This is a genomic window from Vibrio sp. 947 (assembly GCF_033339115.1).
In the GTDB taxonomy this organism is placed as follows: Bacteria; Pseudomonadota; Gammaproteobacteria; order Enterobacterales; family Vibrionaceae; genus Vibrio; species Vibrio alginolyticus.
Genome location: NZ_JAWOTX010000002.1, coordinates 58,347 through 70,854 on the forward strand (window position 1 = coordinate 58,347; position 12,508 = coordinate 70,854).

The following is a 12,508-nucleotide window of genomic DNA, read 5'->3' on the forward strand; positions in this document are numbered from 1 at the left end:
TTCGCCGTTGAGCCAGCTATCCCCAAGTTAAAGAGGGGAACAGTACACTCTTATGAATAACAATATTTATAGTCTTAAATTTAAATGTTCGAGTTACAAAACTATAAATATTGTCACTAGTTTTAACGTTTCTCTTTTTAAGCAACAGTTAGAGGTTAAACTAAAATTTTTTTGCAAACCTTAAACTAAATCAATAAATCCTCAAAAATCTCGATAAAAATGGGGTAGCGACTAGCGCTACCCACACATTTTCTGAACTGTCAGCTTTACAGCCAAGCTTGGATGCCATATTGGCCTTCAAGCATACCAACTGCAAGCATAGCAACTAAACAGATAATAAGTACGCTTACTGGGATCACAATCTTGTCTACAAACGACAAGCGAGACGCGCGCTCTTTATCACCAATTAAGCCGTTGTTATCTAAAAGCATAGTTAGTGCCCAAGCTAGAACAGGGTTAACGACTGCTGAACCAAAGATACAGATGCCTGCTGCTTGTGAATCTTTTGAGTCTTTCACCATCTGCATGCCTGCTTCAAGTAGTGGTAGAGAGACACCAACGAGAAGAGCAACGCGCATAACTGGTGGCCATACAGCAACATCCATAGGGAAACCAAGGATTGCAACAATAATACATAGAGAACCTAGTAAGATTGCACCGCCAGGAATAGGGCGCTTCGCGATTGCTGCTGGGATCATGTAAGTCCCCCAAGATGATGTGATGTTACCACCACCGACAGCGGTACCGACCATTTGGCGCACAGAACACATTGTCATTGTGTCATCAACGTCCATCAGTACTTTTTCACTCTTACGTGGGTAGTTCATTTCTTGGAAGATGCGGTGACCCAAGAAGTCAGGAGACCACATTGCTACAGCAAGAATTGCGAATGGTAGAGAAGCGATGAAGTGTTCCATATTAGGAAGACCAAGCATCCAACCTTCTTCTGTTGAACCCCACCAGTAGATTGGGTTTAGGTTTGGAAGACCCGTCTCGGTTACGAATTTAATATCGAAGCCAGCGCCAAGAACAAGTGCGATTGCAAGGCCAGTGAAGGCACAAACAGGGATTGCTAGCCAGCGTTTGTTCACTTTAGCAAGAAACGCGTACAGGCCAATGGTAACCGCAAGAACGATTAGACCGATGTAACCCATGCTACCTGCGGCAACTGTGTCGGATTGCAAACCAACAGCCCAAGCTTGAATGGAATTAATTTGGCTCATTGTTCCGGTTAAACCCAAGAAGATGAGAAGGCCACCAGCCGTACCTTCAGAGGTGAGGTTAACCAGTTTTGAACCACCTTTTAACAGGCTCAGAATTAAACCAAACACACCAATGAGAATTGCCAATGCAAGAGGGTGAGCACCAGCAAGCGCGATGGTACCAATAAGAGGGATCATTGGGCCGTGGTTACCTGCTAGGTTGGCTTTAGGGTTAATAAAGCCAGAAGCAAGTACACAGAAAAGAAGTGCAGGGATGAGCATCTCTACACGGGCAACTTCGATGGCGAAATCTTTGCCCAGGTTAACATGGTCCCATGCGGCAGTTAGGCCTTCAGCCCAAGACATCATTACCGCAGAGTACATCGCGATAATACCAATCGTACCGGCAAGTGCTGGAACAAGATCTTCAAGTTCAAAACGGAAGTCACGACCTGGCAAGTTTAAGCCGAAACGACGCGGCTTCATAATTTGTAGTTCGTGGTCTAGGTAGTCTGAACGGCTTGCGAACTCAGATGCTGGACGATGAAGCTCACGGTAGCTCTTGGTCTCGATATCTGAATCAGAGTGCGTTTTGTTAACTGCGTCTGACATAGATTCCTCATATATTTAAAAGTTATGAATTCTTCATTCAATTGTGTTAATCCGCATCCTGCGGCACGCTTATGCTAGCTATTATTAGATTTGTTACACGTCGACATTGTGCCTAAGCATAGCTAATAACTTATTGTGTTGAGGCACAAAAAAATCCTCATCTTTTGGCAGGAGTCTAGCAAGATAGCCATTTAGGGTGATTGATTTAGATCACTTTAAGAATGGTTGTGAAATAAAACTACAGAAAGTTTCTGGCATGCGAATGAGATGGTGAAATCTTGTGTAATTTCATTACACAAGTTGCATAAAATTAGAATTTGTTGCTCTTATCGTTCGAGGGATTCGGGGTAAATATCAATATTCATGATGATTATATAAAGCTGGCTTTATTCTTGCTTTCTACAGAGCAAAGACGATTTTTTGGCTAATCATTGCCGCTCAGTTTAGGAAAAAGACATGAAACAGCTTAAAGTACTGCCACTAGTGGCAATCATCTCAGGGTTAATGGTCGGTTGTGGCGGCGGTGGCGGTGGCGGCGGTGGTGCTGCGCCGAAAACAGCGTTTACTTTTGATTTTGCTATACCAGCAACAATGACTGAAAGTGAAGCTACTGCGAAAGGTTGTACGGTGTATGACCACAAAACTGAGCTGAACGGTGATAAAACGGTCTTAACCTATAGCGCAGCGTCAAAAGAGCAAGTGACTAACTATGTTATCGGTTACTACTCTGATGCAGATGGCAAAAGAGCCGGAGACATCATCAAACCAACCACTGATAACTTTAAGTTTTATCTTGAAGATATCCCTGACGGTGGCTTTGTAACGTTTCAAGCAATAGAATTTAACGGTAGAGAAGCTCGCGTAAATACGTTTTCAAAAGAATTCTTACAAGATAAGAAACTACGTAATGCCACGTTTGCCCTTAACCGAGACTCTTTGAACAAGTGCTTTACTGGCGGAAACTTAGCAAGCAATAAGTTTACTAACCTAGATTACCGAAATGCTGAATCAGGTGGTGGAGACTACAACTTTGTCTCGCAAACCGATGTTTTCACGTCACCTAACCCTGATATGTTGCCTACCGATGAGCTTATGGGGCTTAAAGGTGAGCCTACGGCGTTGTTCCAGTATGAATCTGGTTCAAGCGACAAAGCGCTTTACCAGTATGGTATTGGTTCGTGGGGGACTGGTGAGATCGCCTTAGTCAGAGCGGATAATACGTCAAACATTTATTCGTCTTCTGATTATACTTACGACACTCTCCACATTGGTTTTATTACTAACGGCTTTGCGTATGATGCGCTGAAGCTAGATAAAACGGCCGTTGAATATAATCGACCTAGTGCAACGAATAAAGAAACTTGGGTCTACATGGCGTTCTCAGAGAATCAAGTTAATGGTTGGGACTCTCTACTTAACGAAACGGTCTCTGATGGATGGGATATTGACGTTGATCCAAGCTCTTACTTAAATATTGATAACCTGCCAAACACAAAACCAAGTGTATCAACACAAGGAAGTGCAGACTCGGTGATTGATCTGGACATGGGTTTAACATCGTCTACAGAAGGCTTTACTCGTGTCGCTTACTTTGCGGCTTCAGGCGACTATAAAGTCACACATCGTATTTTCACAAAGAGCGACAGTGACTCTGTTGTTGTTCCTGAGCTCCATTACTACAATTTCCCAACATCAGCCGTTAACGGTTTGAAAGTTTCAGCTTCGGACGATTTTAATCGCACTGCTTTGGTATTGAGTGACGATAGCAATATCGACTCTAAAGTTTTCATGAGCTTCTTTTCTAATGGTGAAGCGTCAGAGCCTGAGCTAGATGAAGACTTGGATGGCATCATTACTTCTGAAAAAGAAGGCCTAGAAAATGAAGTGACATTACGTACTTCAAACTCATTGGTAGTCAGTCGTTTTAATTAATTCATTACGACCCTAAATAAGTTTCAATTAACACTTTTGTAAATTTATTAAGCCCCTTCTAAAGGGGCTTTTTTATATTTAATATTCAGCTTTTGAAGAATAAGTTGCTATATATTGCATATTAATTTGGCTATCGTATCTTTCTATTCGAATTATTTAGGTTAATAATTTGTTGCAAGTTTCAGGGTGTGGTGCTAATTTGTTCCGAATTAGAGAGGGCGGAGTCCCTTAATTGCAGTGACAAAAACACAGGGAGTAGAGCGCATGAATGATGTACCAGCGCTAGATATAAAAGACCTGCACAAAACATTTGGACAAAATGAAGTTCTCAAGGGAATTTCTCTTGCCGCGCACAAAGGAGATGTCATCTCCATCATTGGCTCTTCCGGTTCTGGTAAGAGTACCTTTCTTAGATGTATCAACTTGCTAGAAACGCCTACCGCAGGCGAAATTTGGGTGAATGGTGAATTAATCCAAATGAAGAACAACCGAGCAGGGGAATCTGTTCCTGCTAATGAAAAGCAAGTGCAACGTATTCGCTCACGTCTAGCGATGGTGTTCCAAGGTTTCAACTTATGGTCACACCTGACAGTACTAGAAAACGTGATTGAAGCCCCTGTTCATGTTCTAGGCGTACCAAAAGCCCAAGCGATTGAAAACGCAGAAGTCTTGCTTAAGAAAGTAGGCCTATATGAGCGTAAAGACTATTATCCTGGACACTTATCTGGCGGTCAGCAGCAACGTGCCGCTATTGCCCGTGCGCTAGCAGTTGACCCTGAAGTGATGTTGTTTGACGAGCCAACCTCGGCGCTTGACCCAGAACTCGTTGGGGAAGTATTAGGGGTAATGAGAGATTTGGCAGATGAAGGACGAACCATGCTGGTGGTCACGCACGAAATGGCGTTTGCGCGAGACGTATCAAACCATGTGATGTTCTTGCATCAAGGCTTAGTGGAAGAACAGGGAAATCCAGCTAAGCTATTTACAAACCCGGATTCAGAACGATTACAGCAGTTTATCTCATCCATTTACTAATATTTTTAGGCGGCAGACTATTGCCTCCTAAGCCAGCACAACAAACAAAACGAAATAAAATAGCAATCACAGGAGTATGGAAATGAAAAAGTGGTTATTAGCAGCAACGATCGCCGCAACGGCAGTATCTGGTGTCGCTCAAGCGAAAGAATGGAAAACAGTTCGCTTCGGCATTGAGGGTGCTTACCCTCCGTTTAGCTGGACAGAAACTGATGGTTCTCTGAAAGGCTTCGACGTAGACATGGCCAACGCGCTTTGTGAAGAAATGCAAGTGAAATGTAAGATTGTCGCTCAAGATTGGGATGGCATCATTCCTTCTCTATTAGCGCGTAAGTACGACGCAATCATCGCTGCGATGTCTATTACTGAAGAACGTAAGAAGAAAGTCGATTTCACTGGCAAATACGCACTGATTCCAAACAAATTTATTGCCAAGAAGGGTGCGAATCTGGATTTTGACAACCTAGATGGCAAGAAAATCGCCGTTCAACGTGCAACAACACACGACAAATATCTGACAGATAACTATGGCGATAAAGTAGAGATTGTTCGTTACGGTTCTTTTGATGAGGCTTACCTAGATTTAGCCAATGGTCGTGTTGCCGCTGTATTGGGAGACGCCTCTGCTCTAGAAGAAGGTGTGCTTAATAAAGCGGGCGGCGACGCGTACGAGTTTGTTGGTCCGTCATTGACCGATCCTAAGTGGTTCGGTGAAGGTTTTGGTATTGCCGTGCGTAAACAAGATAAAGATCTAACGAAGAAATTGGACGCGGCGATAATTTCTCTACGTGAGAAAGGTGTTTATCAAGAAATTGCTGGTAAATACTTTAACTACGATGTGTACGGTGAATAAACCGTAATTAAGCGACCGTTGGCTTGTTCCTAGAAGTAGTCAACGGTCGATTTTTTGAGTTTAGGGATTAGGAACTCACCTATGCTAGATTTACAAGGATACGAAGCTTCGATTTTAAAAGGGGCTTTAGTAACGATAGAAGTTGCAGTGCTTTCACTCCTTCTTGCGGTGATCTTAGGTATGCTTGGCGCATTAGCTAAGCTAGCGCCTTACAAATGGGCAAGGGCGATTGCCACTCTTTACACCACCGTCATTCGCGGCATTCCAGATTTGGTTCTGATGATGCTGATTTTCTTTGGTGGACAAATACTTTTAAACAATAGCCTGTACTCCATTAACGAAACGCTCAATGAGTGGTTTGCTTCGAGTGATCCAAACCATGAGTGGACGTCTTACTTACCTGATTATATTGATGTCAGCCCATTTATTGCAGGTGTACTCACGATTGGTTTTATCTTTGGTGCCTACATGGCGGAGACTTTTCGCGGAGCGATCATGGCGGTGGACAAAGGTGAACTAGAAGCGGCGAAAGCTTATGGTATGAGCTCAGCCTTATCGTTTAGAAGAATCTTACTGCCTCAGATGATTCGTCATGCATTACCTGGATTTGGTAATAACTGGTTAGTGTTACTCAAGACCACAGCGTTAGTGTCCATCATCGGCCTGGATGACATGGTGAGAATGAGCTCGTTGGCGGCAGGTACGACGAAAATGCCGTTTACCTTTTACATGGCTGTCGCGCTCATCTTTCTGTTTTTTACCAGCGTTTCGACCGGGCTACTCAAGCTTGTTGAGCGTAAGTTCAGTATTCATGCGAGGTAAGTTATGGATTTTTCTTTGATTATTGAAAGCTTCCCAACTTATCTTCAGGGACTTTGGACGACAGTTTGGCTGGTAGGATTAGCGTTGGTTATCGGTTTGTGTGTCTCGATTCCATTAGCCGTGGCACGTAATAGTACGAATTATGCCTTTAGCTTACCTTCTTGGGGATTCATTTACTTTTTCCGTGGAACACCGTTGTTGGTCCAGTTGTATTTGATTTATTACGGTATGGATCAGTTCTTTCCTGTGAAAGATACCTTGTGGGAAAACGCCTGGTTTTGTGCTTTAGTCGCTTTTATTCTTAATACGTCGGCTTATACAGCAGAAATTATTCGTGGTGCGATTAATGGCTTGCCCAAAGGTGAAGTAGAAGCTGCCAAAGCGTATGGGATGAGTAAGTTTATGACATACAGACGTATTATCTTGCCTAGTGCACTGCGTCGAGCATTACCAGCTTATTCAAACGAAGTGATTTTCATGCTGCACGGTAGTGCGGTCGCGGGTATCGTTACCATTATGGATCTAACTGGCGCTGCGCGCTTAGTTAACTCACGTTACTATGCGCCATTTGAATCTTTCCTAACGGCGGGGCTGTTCTACATGGCACTGACGTTTATGATCTTGTGGTGCTTTAAAGTGGCAGAGAAGCGCTTCTTGGCATACCTACGTCCTTTAAGTTAATAATTAATGTCAGCAATGGTATCGGAATGGGTACCATTGCTTTTTGATGATTTTGTTATCTTCATTCCTATTTTCCCTACCGATACAAAAGACTATTTCTTTTTATTCATGTACTTACATTAATATTTGATAAACCCATTGTTTAGTAAGTAAAAATGAAAAAAACAATTCTATCGTTGGGCCTTGCCGCCGTTGCCACTGGATGTGGTGGGGGAGAGGGAGAGTCACAATCTAATGCTCAAGTAAAACCAACGCCAGCTTCAGTTCAACAAGCTCTGGAAACTGGTAATGCACTGCTCGTTTCTGACCCGAACGATTTCATCCGAGAAAGTCGGCAAGTTGTGGAAGGGCACAAGAAACAGTCGAATACGATCAAATCTGCAATTGCGAAAAACCTTTCTGGCCTTTATTGGGATCCAACCCATGATGCAGCGATATTGGCACCTCAGTATGGGTTCAACGACACCATCTTGATGACCAACAAGGCCATGGCTAGCGGTTATAAAGATCAGGCGTTGTCAATTGGCGTTGCTGGAGAAAAAGCTAATGGTCAACGTTATGCGCTATTAGGTAGTAACCCATTTAGAACGGCACAACGCTTTCCCGAGTCTTCGAATGCAGCGATGACTCAATGGCTAAGCAACCTGGTCACTTGGTTGTCAGGCGGAGCTACTTCAAACGTTGTCATCGCGCAAATGGATCAGTCTTATTACTTCCCTGATGAGCAAGCGACTCGGAATTGGCTGAACGACAATGTTTCACAAGAGTTGGCGTTTAACGAGGCCAACCTATGCGATGGTTCGAAGCTACTTAGCTGCTTGCAAACCAATACTCCAAACTTATTGATCTTGTCACAGCATCTGCAATCTGGAGATACCAACAAACCAGTACTCGAAGCTTTGGAATACGCTGAGCAAGCCCAAATTCCTGTTCTATACCTGCATTGGGATGGAGGACTAACTGATCTTGGCCAAGACATTTTGGAAAAATTCCATGTTGATTATGTGGGAGATAACTATTGGCGTAAGTTAGGCTTGGTTGATTGGGCGCCTTCATCACTCATGAACTTCGTGCCAGACTCTGTTGCTACGCAACAAGCGCTGTTGTCTCGTTTTGAATCTCAAAACTTCAATGTTGACTTGTCACAGTGTGATGACAAATCTTGTCCTGACACTGCGAATATGGAAAGTCAATTTTATGCAGGGGCAAACAGTATTCGCCATCGGTTGCAAAAGCTTGATGAACAAAAAGTAGATTTGTTTAATCAAGATGGCTACCAATACGAAAAACTCATGGTATTGCTGGCTGATCACTATCGTCAAACGGTTGTGTTCCCAATGGACAAACAATCAACCCAAACGACCGAATTCCTAAAATCGTATTTTGCCGATTACGTACAATACAACAGCCGAAGCGTGAACCCAAAACAACCAAATATGGGGAACTTCAGCCGTAGTGAGTTTAGCCCTGAAGTAAAGAGAATCAGCGCAACGATTAATATGGAATCAAAGCGTAACTTCCGCTCTGCTGGTGTGTATGCGCTTCCTGGGGAGACCTTTACGGTCACGCGCAATGACAGTAATGAAGTGACGACTAAAATTGTCATCAACAGTTTAAGAAGTGGCGCAACTCATGAGTTCAGCAAAGATGGATACACGCGACCAAAAATGCTGACTTCTTTCGCCTATGAGGTGAAGCCGGGTGAAACCATCACGCTGACTTCACCTTATGGCGGGCCTATCCAGGTTCACTTTAACAATAATGATGTACCAGTAGCTCTAACATTTAGCCATGTAGCGCAACACCATGTATGGAGAAGTGAAAAGGATAACGATGCGTTTATTCAGGAGCTTGAAGCGAATTTGTTCGATTGGGCTGAACTGATCACGCCTGGATTTGAGGTACACTCTAAACGTGACAAAATGCTTGAATCTGTCAACGATGAGATGTGGTCGACACCAGCTGAAATGGCGCTAGCGACAGAAGAGTATGTTCATAACTACCCACATGTCTTGGCTGGTTTCCAAGGGCCGGGGATCGATGAGGTTCCGGAAATTATCCAGTATGCCAAAAATCAAGGTTGGGAAATCGCCAATATTGATATGGTGAAGCATATGAACGCTGACCAAGCGACGTGTGGTTACGGCTGTTCTGGTAACCCATACGATGCTTACTGGTCATTCAGCCCACTCGGTCACGGTGATTTACATGAGCTTGGTCATGGCTTGGAAAAAGGTCGATTCCGATTTGCAGGCTGGGAAGGGCATTCAACGACCAATTACTACTCGTATTACAGTAAGTCTCGTTTCTTCCAGAATACGGGGAAAGTTTCAACTTGCCAAAGTTTGGATTTCAAAGGCCAGTTTGAATTATTGCAAGCAAGCCGAACTCAAGCGGATCCAAACGCTTACATGGCAGCGCAAAATCAAACTGGTTGGAGTTGGGGAGCTCGCGTTTACATTCAAATGATGATGGCGACGCAGCATGAAGGTGTACTGCAAAATGGTTGGCATTTATTGGCGCGATTGCACCTGATTGAACGTGAGTTTAACCGCTTAAAATCGGATGATGCGCTTTGGAATGAGAGACGATTGAGTATTGGTTTCGCCAACTACTCTCGTGAAGAGGCAAATAGCATCTCAAACAACGACTGGTTGCTTATTGCTCTGAGCTACATCTCTCAGCGAGACATGACGAGCTATTTAGATATGTGGGGCTTCTCGTTCACAGAAAAAGCGAAACAGCAGGTTGTGGCGCTGAATCTACCGCCGATGCCGCTCACTTACTTTGCAAGCAGCAATACCGGCTACTGTCTGAACGAATTTGCTCAAACGCCAGTCAGTGTTGATGGTCAAACGGTTTGGCCGCTGAACTAGCTGAGTAGAAAGTAACTTGCATGAAAAAGGGAGACAGAGTCTCCCTTTTTCATGGGTTAAGCTTAGCGTTGAGTCCCGCTTATTGCTCAGTTATGTATTACTTGAACGTCGACCAAATTGGAGCGTGGTCTGAAGGTTTTTCAATACCGCGCAATTCATAATCGATACCCGACTCAATACATTTTTGCGCGAGAGAAGGGGTCGCCAAAATGACATCAATTCGTAGACCTCGGTTATCATCAAATCCGCGAGAGCGATAATCAAACCACGAGAATTGATCGTTCACTTCTGGATATAGCTTGCGGAAGGTGTCCTCAAAGCCCCAATCTAGCAAGGTTTTCAGCCATTCGCGCTCTTCCGGTTGGAATGAACATTTACCTGTTTTTAGCCAACGCTTACGGTTTGGTTCGCCGATACCGATATCTGCATCAATAGGGCTGATGTTGATGTCACCCATAACAATCAATTGCTCGTCACTATTGTGATGATCGTTTAGGTAGGTCATCAGATCTTTATAAAACTGACGTTTGTATGGGAATTTTGTTTCGTGGCTGATGTTATCCCCTTGAGGGAAGTAGCCGTTTAGCACAGTGACCTTCTCGCCGTTTTCATTTAAAAACGTAGCCATGATCATTCGCTTTTGATGTTCCTCGTTATCCGTCGGGAACCCTTTTTGTACGTGTAGAGGTTCTTGCTTACAAAGCATTGCGACGCCGTAGTGCGCTTTTTGACCATGGAAATACACTTTGTAGCCCATGGCTTCGACAGCTTCAATCGGGAATGCTTCATCGTGAACTTTAATTTCCTGAAGGCCAATCACATCTGGTTGGTGTTTGTCGATTAGCGCTTGGAGTTGGTGCAGTCGCGCACGTAGTCCATTGATGTTAAAGCTGATTACTTTCATTGTTTATCCTTTTTGAGGGCGTACTTTTTTTATGAATAGTATCATTGTGCAAGAGCACTGAAAACGAGTCTTGGTGAAAGGAGCGAAACGTTGGGCTACTTTGTTTTTAATTTGTTTTCTAAGTCGCTTTGCACGATCTTCAAAGCGTTAAGCGCAACTTCTGGATCTATCTCATTGCTCTCAAGTAAATAGATCAAATCGACAGCCAATTTGATCTCTTCAGGTGCGTCATCTAAAGGCAAGGTTGGTTGATCGGCCATTATTGGTGTTTTTCCCTATGTGTAATTTGGTTCTCTAGTTTCAGAAGCGCTGCCTCACAACGAGCCAAACGTTGCTCGGTCGCTAGTAACACTTTCTGAGCCTCGGCACGCATAAAACTAGGAGCGGTTTCGACAGCACGTTCTTTTTCTAACACCATTTCGCGCAAGCGTCTTGCCCACTCTTGGTGTTGAGCGAGTTCCTGATAAAGCACGTTAATAGGCTTGCGGAAATGGCTGCTATGTTTGATCTCATTCTTGCGAATTTTGGTGGTAGAAATCTCGCGTTGAATCGCACCTATTTGCGCTACTAACCGTTCAGTGAGGTACTCAGCACGCAAAGCGGTGAGCTTACCTTCATTTTGCTCACGCACAATCGCATCCAGCGTGGCTTTTGCTTCTTTTACGCTAGGAGTAAGTAAGCGAGAGCGACAACCAAATAAGCGCTCATCAAAAAGCGGAACATGGTGTTCGCCTCTTTGACGGTCAAGAACAGCGGCTTGCTTCGCCATTTGTTCTAGGTTTTCCTGGAGTTGAGAAATGTTCATGACAAACCTACAAACCATGCGTCATAAGCCAATTTTATGGCCAGTATACTGACGACAGTAACAAATACAGGGCGAATGAATTTAGAACCAAACCGAATGGCGGAATGCGCGCCAACAAAAGCGCCAGCCATTAAACATACCCCCATTGTTAAGCCTAGCACCCAGTTGATATGACCGAGGACTGCAAACGTAATCAAAGAGGTAAAGTTGCTGGTAAAGTTCATTGCTTTTGCTAAGCCAGAGGCGAGCAAGATATTCAGCCGATACAGAGCCATTGAACTTACCGTCCAAAAAGCCCCAGTTCCAGGCCCTGCGAGCCCGTCATAGAACCCTATGGATAATCCTTGCATGTACTGTTTTCTATGAAGTTTTGGGCAAGGCTCGGGAATTGGACTTTGATGAGGAGAGTGCGGTGTTTTATGGAAGACGGTGTATAACGCCGCCGCTAAAATAACAAGAGGTAACCCTTTTTCTAGCCAATCCGTGCTAATCGCGTCCACAAGTAGGGTACCTAATGTTGCTCCGACAAGCGTCGCAACAAATGCTCTTCCCCAGCATTGAGGCTTGAATAAACGTTTCTTGTAGTACGTAAATGCCGCAGTAGAAGAGGCAAAGGTAGCCGCAAGTTTATTGGTGCCTAGTGCAATATGGGGCGGCAAGCCCAACGATAGTAGAGCAGGTACGGTTAGCATGCCACCACCACCGGCAACTGCATCAATAAATCCAGCGACAAAAGCGACAAGCGCCAACACCAACAGCATAGTTGGCTCAATCATTTCCATAAAT

The 12,508-nt window shown here is 44.1% G+C and carries 11 protein-coding genes; 6 read left to right on the forward strand and 5 right to left on the reverse strand.

All coding sequences use genetic code 11. From position 1 onward, the window contains the following. Positions 1-266: 266 nt before the first annotated feature. Positions 267-1,814, reverse strand: coding sequence for a DUF3360 family protein (locus tag R7Q39_RS02820; RefSeq protein ID WP_005390668.1), 1,548 nt, complete (start codon positions 1,812-1,814; stop codon positions 267-269). Positions 1,815-2,270: 456 nt separating this feature from the next. On the opposite strand from R7Q39_RS02820, the gene R7Q39_RS02825 reads away from it, so the two are divergent. The 6 genes from R7Q39_RS02825 (at position 2,271) to R7Q39_RS02850 (ending at position 10,013) form a co-directional block, all read left to right on the forward strand. Further along, complete coding sequence (locus tag R7Q39_RS02825) at positions 2,271-3,746, forward strand: 54K polar flagellar sheath protein A (protein ID WP_085343553.1); 1,476 nt, start codon at positions 2,271-2,273, stop codon at positions 3,744-3,746. A 264-nt stretch (positions 3,747-4,010) separates the two neighbouring features. After that, complete coding sequence (locus R7Q39_RS02830) at positions 4,011-4,781, forward strand: ABC transporter ATP-binding protein (RefSeq protein WP_005378438.1); 771 nt, start codon at positions 4,011-4,013, stop codon at positions 4,779-4,781. Between the two features lie 82 nt (positions 4,782-4,863). After that, on the forward strand, positions 4,864-5,634 hold the full coding sequence (locus R7Q39_RS02835; protein ID WP_012841998.1) for an ABC transporter substrate-binding protein: 771 nt from the start codon (positions 4,864-4,866) through the stop codon (positions 5,632-5,634). A gap of 81 nt (positions 5,635-5,715) precedes the next feature. Further along, on the forward strand, positions 5,716-6,456 hold the full coding sequence (locus R7Q39_RS02840; RefSeq protein WP_006742137.1) for an ABC transporter permease: 741 nt from the start codon (positions 5,716-5,718) through the stop codon (positions 6,454-6,456). Between the two features lie 3 nt (positions 6,457-6,459). Next, positions 6,460-7,137, forward strand: a complete 678-nt coding sequence (locus R7Q39_RS02845; protein WP_005390676.1) for an ABC transporter permease — start codon at positions 6,460-6,462, stop codon at positions 7,135-7,137. 155 nt (positions 7,138-7,292) lie between these two features. Then, the gene (locus R7Q39_RS02850; protein ID WP_318075756.1) at positions 7,293-10,013 is read left to right on the forward strand and encodes an ImpA family metalloprotease; all 2,721 of its coding nucleotides are present in this window, start codon (positions 7,293-7,295) and stop codon (positions 10,011-10,013) included. A 97-nt stretch (positions 10,014-10,110) separates the two neighbouring features. Here R7Q39_RS02850 and xthA read toward each other — a convergent pair whose 3' ends face one another. The 4 genes from xthA to R7Q39_RS02870 all read right to left on the reverse strand — a co-directional run bounded on the left by xthA (position 10,111) and on the right by R7Q39_RS02870 (position 12,504). Then, entirely contained in the window at positions 10,111-10,917 is an 807-nt protein-coding gene (gene xthA / locus R7Q39_RS02855) for an exodeoxyribonuclease III (protein ID WP_048626179.1), read from the reverse strand. A gap of 95 nt (positions 10,918-11,012) precedes the next feature. Continuing rightward, complete coding sequence (gene rsmS, locus R7Q39_RS02860) at positions 11,013-11,177, reverse strand: pleiotropic regulatory protein RsmS (protein WP_318075757.1); 165 nt, start codon at positions 11,175-11,177, stop codon at positions 11,013-11,015. Further along, on the reverse strand, positions 11,177-11,722 hold the full coding sequence (locus R7Q39_RS02865; protein WP_318075758.1) for a primosomal replication protein: 546 nt from the start codon (positions 11,720-11,722) through the stop codon (positions 11,177-11,179). Before R7Q39_RS02865 ends, rsmS begins: the two co-directional genes overlap by 1 nt. Continuing rightward, the gene (locus R7Q39_RS02870) at positions 11,719-12,504 is read right to left on the reverse strand and encodes a sulfite exporter TauE/SafE family protein (protein ID WP_005390688.1); all 786 of its coding nucleotides are present in this window, start codon (positions 12,502-12,504) and stop codon (positions 11,719-11,721) included. The genes R7Q39_RS02865 and R7Q39_RS02870 overlap by 4 nt, the downstream gene beginning before the upstream one ends. Between the last annotated feature and the right edge of the window lie 4 nt (positions 12,505-12,508).

Excerpts from the sequence above, each read along its gene's own strand:
- R7Q39_RS02820 (WP_005390668.1), bottom strand. The coding sequence starts at position 1,814 with ATGTCAGACGCAGTTAACAAAACGCACTCTGATTCAGATATCGAGACC.
- R7Q39_RS02825 (WP_085343553.1), top strand. The coding sequence starts at position 2,271 with ATGAAACAGCTTAAAGTACTGCCACTAGTGGCAATCATCTCAGGGTTA.
- R7Q39_RS02830 (WP_005378438.1), top strand. The coding sequence starts at position 4,011 with ATGAATGATGTACCAGCGCTAGATATAAAAGACCTGCACAAAACATTT.
- R7Q39_RS02835 (WP_012841998.1), top strand. The coding sequence starts at position 4,864 with ATGAAAAAGTGGTTATTAGCAGCAACGATCGCCGCAACGGCAGTATCT.
- R7Q39_RS02840 (WP_006742137.1), top strand. The coding sequence starts at position 5,716 with ATGCTAGATTTACAAGGATACGAAGCTTCGATTTTAAAAGGGGCTTTA.
- R7Q39_RS02845 (WP_005390676.1), top strand. The coding sequence starts at position 6,460 with ATGGATTTTTCTTTGATTATTGAAAGCTTCCCAACTTATCTTCAGGGA.
- R7Q39_RS02850 (WP_318075756.1), top strand. The coding sequence starts at position 7,293 with ATGAAAAAAACAATTCTATCGTTGGGCCTTGCCGCCGTTGCCACTGGA.
- xthA (WP_048626179.1), bottom strand. The coding sequence starts at position 10,917 with ATGAAAGTAATCAGCTTTAACATCAATGGACTACGTGCGCGACTGCAC.
- rsmS (WP_318075757.1), bottom strand. The coding sequence starts at position 11,177 with ATGGCCGATCAACCAACCTTGCCTTTAGATGACGCACCTGAAGAGATC.
- R7Q39_RS02865 (WP_318075758.1), bottom strand. The coding sequence starts at position 11,722 with ATGAACATTTCTCAACTCCAGGAAAACCTAGAACAAATGGCGAAGCAA.
- R7Q39_RS02870 (WP_005390688.1), bottom strand. The coding sequence starts at position 12,504 with ATGGAAATGATTGAGCCAACTATGCTGTTGGTGTTGGCGCTTGTCGCT.